We start from the raw sequence: 15,777 nt of genomic DNA on the forward strand, positions 1-15,777 counted from the left end.
CCGGCCGCCGGCGCGGGCTGGATTATCGACCGAAGTCGAACCAGCCCGTGTCGAGCGGACCGGCATCGCGGACGCTGGTGGGTTCGCCCGCCGAACGGTACACCCAGCCGCACGGGCCGATAAAGCAGTCGGTATCGAAGAACACGATCTCGACCTCGTCCCAGTCCTCCGAATACACGACACGTTTGACCTCGACGCTCCCCAGCCGGAGCTCGGGGTCGAACTTTTCGTCGAAGACGCCGTCCGCGGCCTCGGCTTCGGTGACGACATGCGCGACGTAGCCGTCGAGCGCGCCCCTGGACTCGTAGAAGCCTGGCGGGGAGTAGAGCGTGTAGAAGGCGAAACCGCCCGCGAGAAGCACGGGGATAGCCACAAGGCAGCCCCAGAACGACGGCGGATAGTCCTCGGACGAGGAGGCCGCGACGAGCGCGATGACGCAGCCCGCGATGAACACCGTGCCGAGCGTGCCGAGGAGCAACGGGTAGCCGAAGAAGCGGTGCGACGAGGCGACGTTCGCATCCGAGACCACCCACGTATCGGCGTGGAGGAGGCACACGACGACGACCGCGGCGAGGGTCAGACTTGTCGCGCCTGCGGCGAAGAATCGGAGCATGGGCCTTCTTGTCGGTTGGCGTGCGTGCGCGTCGAGTGGCTAATATTCCATCTGGTATCTGCAGTATAGAAGTATTTGTGCGGAGCAATATCACTTTGCGAGGGACCGATTCGGTCGCGTTATTTCGCGGCTTCGCGGCCAGTTTGACCTGGCAAGCGCGCGCCGAGTAGCCTTAACAAGTCGCTTAACGCGGCGCGCTGCATGCTGCCCGAGAGCATTTGCCGAAATCCCCGAGGGGATAACGCGCGGAAGCCCGAGCACATGCCGAGAAACATCTGTCGCGCCGAGCGTTGGCAAGAATGCAAGTATTTATCACCGAGAAGCAAGGGGAAGCCCTCCGATGTACGCGATCGTCAAGACCGGCGGCAAGCAGTACAAGGTTGCCGAAGGGGACCTCGTCAAGGTCGAGAAGATCGAGGGCGAGGCCGGAGCCGCAGTAGCACTCCCGGCCGTCCTCGTCGTCGACGGCGCCAATGTCACCTCCGACGCCGGCGCCCTCGACAAGATCACCGTCAACGGTGAGATTGTCGAGCAGACCAAGGGACCGAAGATCCGGATCCACAAGTTCAAGAACAAGACCGGTTACCATAAGCGCCAAGGTCACCGTCAGAATCTCACGGTCCTCAAGATCACCTCGATCAAGTAAGGCCGCCCACCTATAAGCGCCTGGCCCCTTCCGGGGACCGTGGAACTTCTCGTTCCCGGGCGCACTCACTGCAAGGAGAAGCAGACATGGCACACAAGAAGGGTGCATCCAGCTCGCGCAACGGTCGCGACTCCAACGCTCAGCGTCTTGGCGTCAAGCGCTTCGGTGGCCAGGAAGTCAACGCCGGCGAGATCCTCGTCCGCCAGCGTGGCACGCACTTCCACCCGGGCGTCAACGTCGGCCGTGGCGGCGACGACACGCTATTCGCTCTGTCGGCCGGCGCCGTTCAGTTCGGCACCAAGCGTGGCCGTAAGACCGTCAACATCGTGGCGGCAGAGGCCGAGGCCTAAGAGCCTCGCAGGCCTTCGGGCCATAATCGCTTACCCTAAAGGGGAGAGCCTGCAAGGGCGAGCGGCGCACTCGGGCGCTGTTCGCCCTTGCGGCGTATTTGGGCCCGGGACCCTCCCGAGCAGTTAACCGACACCGCACTCGAAGGAGCACCCACTATGTCACGGTTCGTGGACCGGGTCGTCCTGCATCTGGCTGCAGGCGACGGCGGGCGCGGCTGCGCGTCGGTGCACCGCGAGAAGTTCAAGCCACTCGGCGGCCCCGATGGGGGCAACGGAGGCTCCGGCGGTTCGGTAATTCTCGAGGTCGACCCGCAGGTCCACACCCTGCTCGACTTCCACTTCCGTCCGCACGCAAAGGCCGGTCGCGGCGGTCAGGGCGAGGGCAGCAACCGCAGTGGCGCCAAAGGCGAGGACCTTATCCTCAAGGTGCCCAACGGTACCGTCGTGTTCGACGATTCCGGCGAGATGCTCGTCGACCTCACCGGCAACGGCACCCGCTTCGTCGCGGCCGAGGGCGGAAAAGGCGGTCTGGGCAACGCCTCGCTCGTCTCCCGCGCTCGTAAGGCTCCCGGTTTCGCTCTGCTCGGCGAGCCCGGGGAGCAGCGCGACCTGGTGCTCGAACTCAAGTCCGTCGCAGACGTCGGACTCGTCGGCTACCCGTCGGCGGGCAAATCCTCACTCATCTCGGTGCTCAGTGCGGCCAAGCCCAAAATTGCCGACTACCCCTTCACCACTCTCGTGCCGAACCTCGGCGTCGTCACCGCCGGAAACGACACGTTCACTATCGCCGACGTGCCCGGCCTCATCCCCGGGGCGTCGGAGGGACGCGGCCTGGGCCTGGACTTCCTGCGGCACATCGAACGCTGCGCAGTCCTCGCTCACGTGGTGGACTGTGCGGCATTGGAATCCGATCGGGACCCGATCAGTGACGTCGAGGCGCTGGAAAACGAGTTGGCCTCCTATACCTCGGTGCTCGCCGAAGACAACGGCCTCGGCGATCTCGCGGCCCGCCCCCGCATCGTCGTGCTCAACAAGACCGACATCCCCGAGGGCAAGGAGATGGCGGAGATGGTCCGAGCGCACTTCGAAGAGCGCGGATGGCCTGTCTACGACGTGTCCGCCGTCGCCCATCTCGGGCTCGACGAACTTCGATTCGGCCTGTTCAAGATGGTCGACGAGTACCGCCGTACCCAGCCCGCGCCCGAGCCGGCGCGCACGATCATCCGGCCCAAGGCACAGGGCGGGCCCGAGTTCGAGATCCTCAAGGATCCCGATCATGCCGGAGCGTTCATCGTCAAGGGTGATAAGCCGCGCCGCTGGATCAACCAGACGGACTTCGACAACGACGAGGCCGTCGGCTACCTCGGGGACAGGCTCGCTCGACTCGGAGTGGAGGATGCCCTCCTCAAGGCCGGGGCGGTCGAGGGGTCCGACGTCACGATCGGCGATGTCACCTTCGAATGGGAACCGTCGACGCCGGCGGGCGTGGACCTGCGTCGCACCGGTCGGGGCACCGACGTGCGCCTGGAGTCCAGCGAGCGCATCGGTGCGGCCGAGCGCAAGTTCCAGCGCGGGGTCCGCCGCGGCCTCATCGACCCCGACGAAGAGACGCTCGAATGAGCGATGCGGCCTCCGCGGAGAAGCAACTTCGTGATCGCATTGCCTCCGCAAAACGCGTAGTCATCAAGATCGGTTCGTCCGCGATCACTTCGGTCGGTCCCGGCGTGCGCCGTGACCGCCTTGAATTCCTCGCCGACGCAGCCGAGGCCCGGATGGCTGCCGGCTCGGACGTCTTCATGGTGTCCTCCGGCGCCGTCGCGGCGGGCATGGCGCCGTTGGGCATGAACGTGCGCCCCCGCGACATCGCCTCGAAGCAGGCCGTGGCCTCGGTGGGCCAGGCCGAACTCGCCGGCGCGTGGGGAGAGGCATTCGGCCGCCACGATCGCAAGACCGGGCTCGTTCTACTGACCGCGACCGACATCGGCCGCCGCGACACCGCGCGCAACGCGCAACGCACGCTCGACAAGATGCGCACGCTCGGCATCGTGCCGATCATCAACGAAAACGACGCGATCGCCACCTACGAGTTCCATTTCGGCGACAACGATCGACTCGCCGCGCTCGTAGCACACCTTCTTTCCGCGGACGCTCTACTTTTGTTGTCCGACGTCGATGCGATGTACGACCGAAATCCCTCGCAGCCCGGCGCTGAACGCATCTCCTACGTAGCACAACACGATATGCTGACAAATGTAGAGGCCGGCGACGGTGGCGCGCTCGGTACGGGCGGCATGGCTTCGAAGCTCGCTGCGGCCAAGCTTGCCGCAGACGCCGGGGTTCCCGTCGTGCTCACCAGCGCGGAACTCGCCGACCAGGCTGTGTCGCCCGGGTTTACCGGTGGGACCGTCTTCGAGCCGCGCGCCGAACGGATGTCTGCACGTCGCTTCTGGGTGCGGCACGTCGCCGACGCGCACGGCTCGGTTTCGCTGGATGACGGCGCAGTTGCCGCGATTACCACGGGGCCTCGGCGTTCGCTGCTCGTCGCCGGGGTATCGCGAGTCCAGCGCGGCTTCTTCAAGGGCGACGTCATCGAGCTTCGTGACCGCGACGGAGTGCTCGTGGCCCGTGGAATCGCCGGATACGATGCCGCCGAACTTCGCGACCTCCTCGAACTCCGCGCCGCAGAGACGGAAAAGGGCGGCATCGGGCGTCCGCTGGTGCACGCGGACGACCTCGTCGTCATCTAAGCAATGGACGCTCTCCCCGTCGTCGAGTTCGGGCTTCCCGGCCCTCTCCGGGACAGGCTCGTCGCCGCCATTGTCGCGGGTGAGAAAACGACGACAAGCTCGCTCTACGAAGAGTGGACACGCGATGGCGAACCGCTGCCTTCAGCAGGGCGACGGGAAGTAGTCGTTGACTCCGCGGGAGTCGGAGTGTGCGTCACAGAAACAGTCGAGGTATCCACCTGCCGATTGGCAGACATCGCCCTGGCGCATGCCGTCGGCGAGGGAGAAGGATTCACGACGGTAGCGGAGTGGAGATCGGCGCACGAGGAATTCTGGGGCTCTGCGGAATTCAGTGCAAGCGTGGGAGAACCACAGATCCGTATAGACGACGACACACTCATCGTGTGCGAGGAGTTCAGGCTGATCTCGCGGCTGTCACCGTAGCGGGAATTTCACGATCGTCGAATCCCGCGCTGCGAGGCATGCATCTTCTTCCCAGGAACTCGAGCATGCGGCGAAAACGCACGGTGTCGCTGGATCGCAGGCTACGGCAAACGGCATTCCAAAATCGGAGGTAGTCCACGTCTTTGTCACCTCGCCCTGGGGCGAGACGCGAACGATCTCGGAGGCGAAAGGCATTGCGACGAGCAGTCCGCCGCCGGGGAGCAACGCAATCCCGTCGGGCATCCGGGCCCCCTCGAATTCGGCGAATATCCGCCGATTGCCCAAATCGCCAGCCGGGCCGATATCAAAGGCCGAGATTCGGGGCGGCGTGGAACGAGTCTCGGCGACGAGCAGTGTTCGCTCGTCGTCCGTCATGCTCATCCCGTTGGCAAAGTGGAGATCTTCGGCAACCGCTCGAACGCTCCCATCGGCGGAGACGTGAGCCAGCTTCGCCGGATGCGGCGCATCGGGTGGAACGGAGTCATCTCCGTAATTGCCGACATAAAAACCGCCGGAAGGTGCAGACGTCATGTCATTGACGTGCCACTCGGCTATCGCAGAGAGATCTGCGTGCGGGAGCACGGTTCCATCCGGTGTGATCTCGACGATGGTACGCGTTTCTTGCTGGGTGACGAACGCGCGTCCGCCACCGGCCAGCACGATCCCGGATGGGCGGTCGCTCGTTTCGACGGCGCGAATCACTTTTCCGTTCGATGCGTCGACCGTATAGACCTTGCGGTCGTACATGTCGGAAAACCAGAGCCGACCATCGAGGAATCTGAGTCCTTCGGCGAACGCCAGGCCGGTTACAAGTTTTTCCATGTCGTTGTCGTCAATCCGCACGAGCTCAATCTAGCCCTGGCTGGTGCGGTCACGCTTCCGAATCGACGGACGCAGCCCCGACCCGCGAGCGGTGGAGGTCGGGCGCGGAGCGCAGGAGCGCGACGAAAGAAGCTCCGTAGGTGAGGGTGATTGCCGACATCGCCAGCCCGACCCATCCGTGAACCACGGCGGGGGAGGCATCGCGGAGGACCGCGACGATCGCTGCCACGCCGATGGCGACGCCCGCCGCCGTCATCCACAAATGCAGTACGTTCCGGGTTGCCGGGCTGAACCAGAAGATCGCGAAGTGGGCGCCGACGATGAGCGCGATGACCGGTTGGATGAGGTCGACGTCGACGTGGCGGAGGATCTGGACCGCGACGATGATCGCCACGAACTCGACTAACAGGGCAAAGTTGAGCAGGCGTAAGCGTGGGCTGCCGTCTTGGGAGGGTGTGTGAACGTCCGACTCGCTGCCTGAGCCCCGGCCGCGAGGGGCGAAACCGCGCCGAAAGAGTACGACCGCGGCGAGTAGTAGAGCGACGCCGGCGGCAAAGAAGATCGCGCCGATGGCCGTGAGGGCGCCGACTCCCGCGCCGAATGCCCACGATGTCCAGAAGAGCGTAAACACGCCCATCAGAACGATGCCGATCCACCGCATGTCCATATCGTGATCCGTTCGCCGGTGTCGAGGGAGCCGGCGTCTGCCCGGCACGCGAGGACTACCCTCGGTAAAAGTTGTCTGGACTAATCATCTCAGAATCGACGAGCGTCGTTACCGAATCGCGGCTACAACGCGGTGTCGACGAGCGCGAGAACCTCGCTACAGTCGCCGTCGATGGTGAGCGTCGCAAGGCCGTGGGCGCGCGTGGTCCCCCGATTGACGACGGCCACTGGCCGGCCCGAGCCTGTCGCCTGTCGGATGAATTGGTAGCCGGACTGCACGGTGAGCGAGGTGCCGACGGCGAGAACGAGATCGGCGCCGTCAACAAGCGCACGCGCGGCGGCCACCCGGGGGCGCGGCACGTTCTCCCCGAAATAGACGATGGCCGGCTTGAGGATCCCGCCGCAGGCCGGGCAGTCCGGAAACGCGAAGCCGGCAGTGTCGCCGACGAGCGCGTCGGCATCGGGGGCGACCTCTATCGCGCCGCGGGACGCCACGCGCTCACGAAATCTGGGATTGAGTGCGGACAACCGGTCGTCGAACGCCCAACGATTGATGGTGTAGGTGCACGAGATGCACGCGACCGAACCGTAATTTCCGTGCAAGTCGATGACGTTTCTGCTGCCCGCCTTGAGGTGCAGCATGTCGACGTTCTGGGTGATCACCCCGACGACGCGCCCCGCGCGCTCCCATTCGGCGAGAATCTCGTGGGTGCGATTGGGTTCGGCACGTTCCATGTGTCGCCACCCGACGTGATTGCGCGCCCAGTAGCGCTGCCGAAACTCGGGGTCGGAGACGAACTGCCCGTACGTCATCGGCGTGCGCTGCGGGGACTGCGGTCCGCGGTAATCGGGGATCCCGGAGCCGGTGGACACTCCGGCTCCCGTGAGCACCACGGCGCGACGCCCACGCATCAGATCGGCGAGGCCGGCAGCGCGCTCGGCGAGATCGGCGTCCGGCTCGGTGGGTTCCGCCGGTGCCCACGCCACGGGCCGCGTTCGCATCCTCGTGCCCCTTTTTGGTCGATACCTGCTCCGATTGCGCTTCCAGGTTGCCAGAACCTGGTGGCCACGCACGATTTGCTGAAAAAACGGGGGCGAGCACGGAACAATAGAGCCATGAGTGAAAAATCTGCAGACCGACAGTCACCGCGCCAAGCTGAGAACAAACGAATCTTCGACGAGTTCATCGATGAGCGCATCAGCTCGCCGAACTATCCTGATTACGTAAAGGACACCTCGACGACGGCGGCCAATGCCGGTCCACTTCCCGCGCCGACAAGCGATTTCGTGCCCGACGTGATCGTCGTCGGAGCGGGACTCGCAGGTCTTGTCGCAACATATGAGGCGACGCAGGCGGGCCGCAAGGTTCTCGTCCTCGACCAGGAGAACGAGGCCAGCCTCGGCGGGCAGGCGTACTGGTCGCTAGGCGGACTGTTCCTGGTCGATACCCCGGAGCAGCGCCGAATCGGCATCAAGGACAGTTTCGATCTCGCCTGGCGCGATTGGCAGGGGTCCGCCGCATTCGACCGCCCCGAGGACGAATGGCCGCGCCGCTGGGCTCGTGAATACGTTGCCTTCGCCGCCGGCGAGAAGCGCGATTATCTCCACAAGCTCGGTCTGCGATTCGTTCCGACGGTCGGCTGGGCCGAGCGGGGCGGCGGAGACGTCGCCGGGCACGGTAACTCCGTGCCCCGTTTCCACGTGTCCAAGGGGACCGGTACCGATGTCGTGCGGGTCTTCGAGGAGCCGATCCGTGATGCGGCCCTTCGCGGGCTGGTCAAGTTCGGGTTCCGGCACAAAGTCGATCAGATATTGCTGGATGACGGCGCCGTTGCCGGTGTTTCGGGGACGATCCTGGAGCCCAGCGACGAACTCGACCGTTCGGTCGCCTCCTCGCGCACCGAGGTCGGGTCCTTCGAGTTCCGCGCGAGGGCCGTGCTCGTGTCCGCCGGCGGTGTCGGCGGCAATCCGGACAAGGTGGCCGAATTGTGGCCGACCGAGCGGCTGGGGCCGGCACCGAAGCGCCTTATCTGCGGCGTGCCCGAGCACGTCGCCGGCAGGATGATCGACATCGCCCGTTCGGACGCGGGAGCACATGCCATCAACCGCGACCGCATGTGGCACTACACCGAGGGGATCCGGAACTTCGCGCCGATCTGGCCGCGACACGCCATCCGAATCATCCCCGGACCGTCCACGCTGTGGCTCGATGCCAATGGAGACCGGATCCCGATTCCATTGTTCCCCGGGTTCCACACCATGGCCTCCACGAAGGCGATCATCGACTCCGGCTTCCACTATTCGTGGTTCGTGCTCGACGAGTCCATCGCGGCGAAGGAGTTCGTCCTTTCCGGATCCGAACAGAACCCGGACATCACCTCGAAGAAGCTGTCCAAGATGGTCGGAAGGATGATCGAGGGGATGCCCGAAGGGGTGCGTGCCTTCAAGGACAATGGCGCGGACTGGGTCACCGCGGACACGATCGAGGACCTCGTGACAGGGATGAACGAGCTACTCGAACCGGGCGAGCCCGAGCTCGACGTGGAGAAGGTGCGCGAGTTCGTCGTGGCCATGGATGGGCAGATGGACAATCCGTTCGCCAAGGACGCCCAGGTCCAGGCGATCCACAACTCCCGGCGCGTGCTCACCGACCGACTTGCGCGTATCGCCAAGCCGCACAAGATGCTCAAGGAAGGCGGCCCTGGCACGCATTCGTGGGCCGGCGACGGTGGACCGCTCATCGCCGTGAAGATCCACCTGATGACGCGTAAGACCCTCGGTGGGCTCGAGACCGATTTGGATTCGCGCTGCCTCGCTGAAGGGGGAGACCCGATTCCCGGGCTGTACGCGGCGGGGGAGGCCGCCGGGTTCGGTGGCGGCGGAGTGCATGGCTACAACTCACTCGAGGGAACTTTCCTGGGTGGCTGTATATTCTCCGGGCTTCGCGCCGGGCGCGCGATGGCGGACTTCGTCGACTGACCGCGCAGCGCGCGCACGGAGCGCGGAAATAGTGCCGCGCGGCGGGCGGAACGTAGGATGGCAACCATGACCGCGACTGATGCCAGAACTTCGAAGAACTCGGACCAGGGTTCTCCCGATTCGGGAGCCGTCGAGGATCTTCGGGAGGTAGTACATGCCGCCGCCCGCAACGCGCGAGCCGCTGGGAAGACGTTGACCCTCGCCTCGACCGAGGAACGCAACTCGGTACTCAACGCGGCCGCGGATGCACTCGAGGCGGCCGAGGCGGGCATTCTCGCGGCCAACGCCGACGATATCGACGAGCAGCGTTCCGAGGGCGCCCCAGAGTCGATGCTCGACCGGCTGCGGCTCACCGCTGATCGCATCGTCGGGATCGCCGGAGGGTTGCGACAGGTCGCAGGATTGCCGGACCCTCTGGGACAGGTCGTTCGCGGCTCGAAGCTTCCCAATGGGATGAAGCTCGAGCAGGTGCGAGTCCCGCTGGGCGTTGTCGGAATGATCTACGAGGGACGCCCGAACGTCACCGTCGACGCCTTCGGACTCGCCTTCAAATCGGGAAACGCGGCGCTTCTGCGGGGCTCGCGCTCGGCCCGCCACTCCAATGAAGCGCTCGTCGCGGTGCTGCGCGGCGTGCTCAGCGAATTCGGCTACGACGCCAACCTCGTTCAGCTCCTGCCCAGCGAATCACGCGAATCGGTGACCCATTTGATCCAGGCTCGCGGCCTCGTGGATGTGGTCATCCCGCGCGGCGGCGCCGGACTGATCAAGGCTGTCGTCGAGAACGCGAAGGTCCCGGCCATCGAAACGGGCACGGGCAATTGCCATCACTACATTCATCGCGATGCCGACATCGACGAGGCGATCATGCTCGTCGCCAACGGCAAGACTCGTCGCTGCAGCGTGTGCAATTCCACGGAGACGGTTCTGCTCGATTCCGGGCTCGGCGAGGACGCCATCAACAAGGTGGCCGAGGGACTCGTAGCCAAAGGGATCACCTTGCATGGTGACCGCCCCGGGATGATCGAGCCGACCGAAGCGGATTGGGCCGAGGAGTACCTGTCCAATGACCTGGCCTTCGCAGTCGTCGATGGCCTGGAAGGGGCGGTCGCGCACATCGACCGTTGGTCGACCGGCCACACTGAAGCCATCTCGACCACGAACGTCAACGTCGCCCAGGACTTTGCCGCGCTTGTCGACTCGGCTGCCGTGATGATCAACGCCTCGACCGCGTGGACCGACGGCGAGCAATTCGGTTTCGGCGCCGAGATCGGCATCTCGACGCAGAAGCTACACGCTCGCGGCCCCATGGGGTTGCAAGAGCTCACGAGTACCAAGTGGATCGCCACCGGCCGCGGACACGCGCGTCCCTGAGCGGCCCGCGAATTCCATTTTTCGAACGGAGAAACACCCTATGGACCGCGCTCGCCGCGAACACGCCGCCCTGTTCTCGAGCATCGACGACGTCATCCAGAAGCTTGAAACCCACGGATATCTCGCCGACCGCGCCACCGCGACGGTGGTATACCTGGCCGATCAGCTGGGTAAGCCGCTGCTCATCGAAGGCCCTGCCGGTGTCGGCAAGACCGAGCTGTCCCGAGCCGTAGCCGCGGCGAACGAGGCCGAGCTGGTGCGACTGCAGTGCTACGAGGGCGTCGACGAGGCCCGTGCACTTTACGAATGGAACCACGCCAAGCAGATCCTGCGAATCCAGGCAGGTCAGGGTGAGGGCTGGGACGCGACACGCGACTCGGTGTTCAGCGAGGAATTCCTGTTGTCCCGTCCGCTGCTCACCGCGATCCGGCGCGACGACCCTACGGTGCTGCTCATCGACGAGGTGGACAAGGCCGATGTCGAGATCGAGGGGCTGCTGCTGGAGGTTCTTTCCGATTTCGCGGTGACGATCCCCGAACTGGGAACGATCAACGCGACGCGGCGACCCTTCACGGTATTGACCTCGAACGCGGCCCGCGAGCTTTCCGAGGCGCTCAAACGCCGCTGCCTCTACCTGCACCTGGATTTCCCAACGCCCGAGCGTGAGCGCAAGATCCTCGCCGCCCGCGTGCCCGAGCTCGACGACCGACTTGCCGAACAGGTGGTGCGGGCCGTCGGGTTGTTGCGTGCGATGGCGCTCAAGAAGGTGCCGTCGGTCGCCGAGACGATCGACTGGGCGCGCACGCTCGTTTCCCTCGGCCTCGACACTCTGGATGACGAGACGGTGTCGCAGACGCTGGGCGTCGTTCTCAAGCACCACAGCGATCAGATTCGCGCGGCAGCGGAACTGCGGGTCAACTAGGCGCCGCGGGCGTAGGAGCACGAGGAGCAGCGATGGCAGCGACCAGAACATCAGGGGGAGCGCGCGGGGAGATGCGTCCCGTGCCCGGTGGGCTCGCGGGGCATCTCGTCGATTTCGTCGACGCTCTACGTGGAAAGGGCATTTCGGTCGGCCCGTCCGAAGCGGTCGACGCAGCCGAGGCGGTCGTGGTCCTCGATCTCATCGATCGTGAGGCTCTCCGGGAGGCGCTCGCCGCGACACTTATCCGCCGACCGACGCAACGCGACATCTTCGATCAGATGTTCAATCTGTGGTTTCCCGTCGCCCGGGGCTTCGGCGGTTCCGCCGAGGCCGACGACGCGATCACCATCGAGCTGCCCCTCGACGAGAACGGCAAGGTCGACCCAAGGGCACTTGAGGATCTCATCGTCGACCTCCTCGAACAGGACACCCCGGAGGCGATGGCCCAAGCCCGCGCGCTCGCCGAACTCATGGTGGAGCAGATGGGGCGATACGAATCGACGCGCGGCCCGTCGTTCTCGACGTATCAAACGCTCGGCAAGCTCGACGCGTCGACGATCATGCAGCGCATACTCGACGGGATGATCGGCGAGAACCCGGACGACCCGGACGGCAGCGGGCGGATCATGGAAAAAGCTGCGGCCGCGAACCTCGCGAATCAGAGGGTAAAGGGATTTTTCCAGCAGGTCGCCGACGAAGTACGCCGCCGTACGGCCGAGCACTCCGGACGCGATCGCGTCGCTAACTTCGCGGTGGGGCCCTCGGCCGACCACGTGGACTTCCTTCGAGCCAACGACGCCGACCTGCAGAAGCTACGCACCCAGGTGGGGCCGCTGGCGAGACAGCTGGGCCATCGCCTGGCCGCCAGGCGCAAGCGAATTCGCCGAGGCGACATCGACATGCGGCGGACCATGCGTCAATCGATGTCCACAGGCGGCGTGCCGATGGAGCTGGTGCTCCGCAAGCCGCGCAAGGCCAGGCCCGAACTCGTGGTGCTTTGCGACGTGTCGGGCTCGGTGTCGGGGTTCAGCCACTTCACACTGCAACTGGTGCACAGCCTGCGCGAACAATTCTCCCGCGTGCGGGTGTTCGCGTTCGTCGATACCGTCGACGAGGTCACCGACTTCTTCTCGACCGGCGATGACCTGGCCGCATCGATGGCGCGCATGGTGCGCGAGGCCGAGATCGTCACCTACGACGGACACTCCGACTACGGCTTCGCCTTCCGCGGGTTCGCGGAGAACTACGTGCACACGTTGTCCCCGTCGGGCTCAGTGCTTATCTTGGGCGACGGGCGAAACAACTACCGCGACCCGGCGCTCGGTTCCCTCGAGCTCATCACCGAACGCGCGCGGCACGTTCACTGGCTCAACCCCGAACCCAAGGAATACTGGGGCACATCGGACTCGGCGACACCGCAATACTCCGAGTTCGTGCCGATGCACGAATGCCGCAACATCGCCCAGCTCGCCGCGGTCGTCTCGCAACTTCTGCCGGTATAACACCCTGCGCCCCAAGGACCCCTCGCCAATGACCTCCAACGACCTCACTTCGCCTCGTCGCCGACGACTCGGCGTGATGGGCGGAACCTTCGACCCGATCCACCACGGCCACTTGGTCGCTGCGAGCGAGGTCGCGCACCGGTTCGAGTTGGACGAGGTGATCTTCGTGCCGACCGGGACCCCGTGGCAGAAGTCGAAGCGTTCGGTATCCCCGGCGGAGGACCGCTATCTCATGACGGTCATCGCCACGGCCTCCAACCCCCGCTTCTCGGTTTCCCGCGTCGATATCGAGCGAGACGGACCCACGTACACGACCGATACGTTGACCGATCTGGGCAGGCAGAACCAGAACGCGGACCTGTTCTTCATCACAGGCGCAGATGCGCTCGAGAAGATCTTCACGTGGCGGGGTTGGGAAGAACTATTCGATCTGGCAACCTTTGTCGGGGTGTCGCGTCCGGGATTCGAGCTCAGTGCGACACACCTGACCAACATCGATTCCGAACGTATTCACCTCATAGAGATCCCTGCGCTTGCAATTTCCTCCACGGAGTGTCGCCGGCGCGCGGCCGGCGACGCGCCGGTCTGGTATCTCGTTCCCGACGGGGTCGTGCAATACATCTCCAAACGAAATCTCTATCGCGCGGATCAGACGACGAGAGCGGACGGCTCGTTTGCCGCCACCCCTCCGACGTCATCGGATAATGAGACAGAAACACCACGGACCAACTCGCCGCACAACAGCACAGGAGACCACTAGATGACAGCCACAGCAGAAGCAATCGCGCTGGCGACGAAGGCCGCGAAAGCTGCCGATGAGAAGCTGGCCACGGACGTCATGGTGATCGACGTCTCGGATCAGCTCGTGATCACCGATTGTTTCGTCATCGCGTCGGCGGACAACGAGCGACAGGTCACCTCGATCGTCGACGAGATCGAAGAAGAGCTGCGCGATGCCGGGCACAAGCCTGTGCGACGTGAGGGCACGAAGGAGGGACGCTGGTCCCTGCTGGACTACGGCGATGTGGTGATCCACATCCAGCATGCCGACGAGCGCGACTACTATGCGCTGGACCGGCTGTGGAAGGACTGCCCGATCGTCGATATCGAGGGCATCGCCTCCGCGGACCGGCCGGCGAGCTGGGACGGCATCTCCGCCGATCAGGATGCGGAACTACCGGCGGTCGAACCGAACCGTGACGCCGGCGGGCGGCAGTGACCCGACGGCTTATCCTGCTTCGCCATGGGCAAACGCACTACAATGCGACCATGCGTATGCAGGGCCAACTCGACACGACCCTGTCCGAACAGGGGCATAAACAGGCGCGCCTCGCTGCCGAGGTGATTGCCCACCGTCACCCTTGCGCTCTGTACTCCTCCGACCTCCAGCGGGCACGCAGGACTGCTGACGCGATCGGCGAGGTCACCGGGCTCGCCGTGCATGCCGACTCGCGCCTGCGCGAGACCAATCTCGGGCAGTGGCAGGGGATGAGCCACCTCGAGGTCGATGAGCAATGGCCCGGCGCCAGGGCGATGTGGCGGTCGTCGCCGCAGTGGGCGCCGCCAGGCGGCGAGTCGCGGCTCGAGGTCGCCGCGCGCACGCGTTCGGTCGTCGACGAGCTCGTCGGCTCGGAGGACTGGGGGGACAAGCACCCCGTCGTCATGGTCGCCCATGGCGGCGCGATCGCCGCCCTCGCAGCGGCTCTGCTGGAACTGAGCGTTGAGACGTTCCCGCTGTTCAACGGCTTGGGAAATACGGCGTGGGCGCAGCTTTCCGCCCACGACCGGGGCGCGGGCAGCGTCTCCGAATCGCCCGCCGCCGTGCCGCCGTCGACGGAGGCTGCCGAGTCGATTCGCTGGCGGCTGGATTCGTGGAACGTCGCGCCGCACCTGGAGGCGCGATGACCATACGACTCGTTACCGACTCCGCGGCCCAGCTTCCCGAGAGCTGGGCCGAATCGATGGACGTGACCGTATTGGACCTCCATCAGACTGTTGACGACGGGCAGGTCGAAGCCACCTCTGGGCTCGCACCGCATGAGCTCGAGGAAACCTATAGAGAGCTCCTCGAACGCGAGGACACCACGGGAATCGTGTCCGTACACATCGCGAGTAAGCTCTCGCGGACCTGGGAATCGGCGGCCGAGGCCGCGGGGAGTTTCGGCGGTCGAGTCGCCGTCATCGACTCGCAGAACGTGGGAATGACAATTGGCGGTGCGGTTGCGCAAGGCGCGCAACTCGCGGCGAATGGGGGATCGCTGGTCGCCGTGTCAGGCCTGGTGGAAAAGGTCGTGCGCAGATCGACCACATGGTTGTCGGTCGACAAGATGGACTCGCTTCGTCGCGGAGGCCGAGTGGGCGCTGCCTTCGCGCTCTTCGGTGGCGTGCTGTCGTCAAAACCGATCCTGCGGATCCGCGGCGGCAACCTCACACTCGCGGCGAAAACCCGTACGGTGACCAAAGCTCTCGACAAACTTCGGCTGCTGGCCAGGGAAGAACTCACCGGCGATGCCCTTGTCACTGTCCACTACAGCGGCGACATTGAGATCGCCGAGAATCTCGCGCAAGAGTTCCGCAAAGAAACCACCTTCCCCGAGCGGATCCTCGTCGTAAAGATCGAACCCGTGCTTGCATGGCATGCCGGCGACAACGCCATCGCCGTGTCTGTATGCCCGCTCGAATATTCGGAGTTCACGCTTCCCGGTTAGTGCGAAGTAGCAGGTCGGTCAGTTATCG

The 15,777-nt window shown here is 65.0% G+C and carries 17 protein-coding genes; 13 read left to right on the top strand and 4 right to left on the bottom strand.

The window, feature by feature from the left end; all coding sequences use genetic code 11:
• Positions 1–22: 22 nt before the first annotated feature.
• Complete coding sequence (locus BJL86_RS06040) at positions 23–613, bottom strand: hypothetical protein (protein WP_067471820.1); 591 nt, start codon at positions 611–613, stop codon at positions 23–25.
• A gap of 340 nt (positions 614–953) precedes the next feature.
• Between BJL86_RS06040 and rplU the strand changes: the two genes are divergently transcribed.
• From rplU to BJL86_RS06065, 5 genes are all read left to right on the top strand, one after another.
• On the top strand, positions 954–1,259 hold the full coding sequence (gene rplU / locus BJL86_RS06045; protein ID WP_067471823.1) for a 50S ribosomal protein L21: 306 nt from the start codon (positions 954–956) through the stop codon (positions 1,257–1,259).
• 86 nt (positions 1,260–1,345) lie between these two features.
• A complete protein-coding gene (gene rpmA, locus BJL86_RS06050; RefSeq protein WP_067471826.1) occupies positions 1,346–1,609 on the top strand; it encodes a 50S ribosomal protein L27 in 264 nt (87 codons plus the stop codon).
• 156 nt (positions 1,610–1,765) lie between these two features.
• The gene (gene obgE / locus BJL86_RS06055) at positions 1,766–3,229 is read left to right on the top strand and encodes a GTPase ObgE (RefSeq protein WP_067471829.1); all 1,464 of its coding nucleotides are present in this window, start codon (positions 1,766–1,768) and stop codon (positions 3,227–3,229) included.
• Positions 3,226–4,356 (top strand): glutamate 5-kinase, encoded by a 1,131-nt coding sequence (gene proB / locus BJL86_RS06060; protein WP_067471832.1) that lies wholly within the window; start codon positions 3,226–3,228, stop codon positions 4,354–4,356. Before obgE ends, proB begins: the two co-directional genes overlap by 4 nt.
• Positions 4,357–4,359: 3 nt before the next feature.
• On the top strand, positions 4,360–4,779 hold the full coding sequence (locus BJL86_RS06065) for an ASCH domain-containing protein (RefSeq protein ID WP_067471835.1): 420 nt from the start codon (positions 4,360–4,362) through the stop codon (positions 4,777–4,779).
• Here the strand turns inward: BJL86_RS06065 and BJL86_RS06070 are convergent.
• The 3 genes from BJL86_RS06070 to BJL86_RS06080 form a co-directional block, all read right to left on the bottom strand.
• Entirely contained in the window at positions 4,771–5,622 is an 852-nt protein-coding gene (locus BJL86_RS06070) for an SMP-30/gluconolactonase/LRE family protein (RefSeq protein WP_067471838.1), read from the bottom strand. The genes BJL86_RS06065 and BJL86_RS06070 overlap by 9 nt on opposite strands.
• Before the next feature lie 28 nt (positions 5,623–5,650).
• Entirely contained in the window at positions 5,651–6,262 is a 612-nt protein-coding gene (locus BJL86_RS06075) for a hypothetical protein (RefSeq protein WP_156515204.1), read from the bottom strand.
• Positions 6,263–6,390: 128 nt separating this feature from the next.
• Positions 6,391–7,269 (bottom strand): Sir2 family NAD-dependent protein deacetylase, encoded by an 879-nt coding sequence (locus BJL86_RS06080; RefSeq protein WP_067471844.1) that lies wholly within the window; start codon positions 7,267–7,269, stop codon positions 6,391–6,393.
• Between the two features lie 114 nt (positions 7,270–7,383).
• On the opposite strand from BJL86_RS06080, the gene BJL86_RS06085 reads away from it, so the two are divergent.
• From BJL86_RS06085 to BJL86_RS06120, 8 genes are all read left to right on the top strand, one after another.
• Positions 7,384–9,246, top strand: a complete 1,863-nt coding sequence (locus tag BJL86_RS06085; protein ID WP_082908333.1) for an FAD-binding dehydrogenase — start codon at positions 7,384–7,386, stop codon at positions 9,244–9,246.
• A gap of 66 nt (positions 9,247–9,312) precedes the next feature.
• Positions 9,313–10,617, top strand: a complete 1,305-nt coding sequence (locus BJL86_RS06090; RefSeq protein WP_067471950.1) for a glutamate-5-semialdehyde dehydrogenase — start codon at positions 9,313–9,315, stop codon at positions 10,615–10,617.
• A gap of 40 nt (positions 10,618–10,657) precedes the next feature.
• The gene (locus tag BJL86_RS06095) at positions 10,658–11,539 is read left to right on the top strand and encodes an AAA family ATPase (RefSeq protein WP_067471848.1); all 882 of its coding nucleotides are present in this window, start codon (positions 10,658–10,660) and stop codon (positions 11,537–11,539) included.
• 32 nt (positions 11,540–11,571) lie between these two features.
• Positions 11,572–13,041, top strand: coding sequence for a vWA domain-containing protein (locus BJL86_RS06100; RefSeq protein WP_067471850.1), 1,470 nt, complete (start codon positions 11,572–11,574; stop codon positions 13,039–13,041).
• A 28-nt stretch (positions 13,042–13,069) separates the two neighbouring features.
• Positions 13,070–13,801, top strand: a complete 732-nt coding sequence (gene nadD / locus BJL86_RS06105) for a nicotinate-nucleotide adenylyltransferase (RefSeq protein WP_067471853.1) — start codon at positions 13,070–13,072, stop codon at positions 13,799–13,801.
• On the top strand, positions 13,802–14,260 hold the full coding sequence (gene rsfS, locus BJL86_RS06110) for a ribosome silencing factor (RefSeq protein ID WP_067471856.1): 459 nt from the start codon (positions 13,802–13,804) through the stop codon (positions 14,258–14,260).
• Between the two features lie 50 nt (positions 14,261–14,310).
• On the top strand, positions 14,311–14,946 hold the full coding sequence (locus BJL86_RS06115; protein ID WP_231887116.1) for a histidine phosphatase family protein: 636 nt from the start codon (positions 14,311–14,313) through the stop codon (positions 14,944–14,946).
• Positions 14,943–15,749, top strand: a complete 807-nt coding sequence (locus BJL86_RS06120; protein WP_067471861.1) for a DegV family protein — start codon at positions 14,943–14,945, stop codon at positions 15,747–15,749. The genes BJL86_RS06115 and BJL86_RS06120 overlap by 4 nt, the downstream gene beginning before the upstream one ends.
• The last annotated feature ends 28 nt before the right edge of the window (positions 15,750–15,777 follow it).

It is taken from the genome of Dietzia timorensis, from assembly GCF_001659785.1.
In the GTDB taxonomy this organism is placed as follows: Bacteria; Actinomycetota; Actinomycetes; order Mycobacteriales; family Mycobacteriaceae; genus Dietzia; species Dietzia timorensis.

Coding starts and splice junctions, on each gene's coding strand:
- BJL86_RS06040 (WP_067471820.1), bottom strand. CDS start 613: ATGCTCCGATTCTTCGCCGCAGGCGCGACAAGTCTGACCCTCGCCGCG.
- rplU (WP_067471823.1), top strand. CDS start 954: ATGTACGCGATCGTCAAGACCGGCGGCAAGCAGTACAAGGTTGCCGAA.
- rpmA (WP_067471826.1), top strand. CDS start 1,346: ATGGCACACAAGAAGGGTGCATCCAGCTCGCGCAACGGTCGCGACTCC.
- obgE (WP_067471829.1), top strand. CDS start 1,766: ATGTCACGGTTCGTGGACCGGGTCGTCCTGCATCTGGCTGCAGGCGAC.
- proB (WP_067471832.1), top strand. CDS start 3,226: ATGAGCGATGCGGCCTCCGCGGAGAAGCAACTTCGTGATCGCATTGCC.
- BJL86_RS06065 (WP_067471835.1), top strand. CDS start 4,360: ATGGACGCTCTCCCCGTCGTCGAGTTCGGGCTTCCCGGCCCTCTCCGG.
- BJL86_RS06075 (WP_156515204.1), bottom strand. CDS start 6,262: ATGCGGTGGATCGGCATCGTTCTGATGGGCGTGTTTACGCTCTTCTGG.
- BJL86_RS06080 (WP_067471844.1), bottom strand. CDS start 7,269: ATGCGAACGCGGCCCGTGGCGTGGGCACCGGCGGAACCCACCGAGCCG.
- BJL86_RS06085 (WP_082908333.1), top strand. CDS start 7,384: ATGAGTGAAAAATCTGCAGACCGACAGTCACCGCGCCAAGCTGAGAAC.
- BJL86_RS06090 (WP_067471950.1), top strand. CDS start 9,313: ATGACCGCGACTGATGCCAGAACTTCGAAGAACTCGGACCAGGGTTCT.
- BJL86_RS06095 (WP_067471848.1), top strand. CDS start 10,658: ATGGACCGCGCTCGCCGCGAACACGCCGCCCTGTTCTCGAGCATCGAC.
- BJL86_RS06100 (WP_067471850.1), top strand. CDS start 11,572: ATGGCAGCGACCAGAACATCAGGGGGAGCGCGCGGGGAGATGCGTCCC.
- nadD (WP_067471853.1), top strand. CDS start 13,070: ATGACCTCCAACGACCTCACTTCGCCTCGTCGCCGACGACTCGGCGTG.
- rsfS (WP_067471856.1), top strand. CDS start 13,802: ATGACAGCCACAGCAGAAGCAATCGCGCTGGCGACGAAGGCCGCGAAA.
- BJL86_RS06115 (WP_231887116.1), top strand. CDS start 14,311: ATGCGTATGCAGGGCCAACTCGACACGACCCTGTCCGAACAGGGGCAT.
- BJL86_RS06120 (WP_067471861.1), top strand. CDS start 14,943: ATGACCATACGACTCGTTACCGACTCCGCGGCCCAGCTTCCCGAGAGC.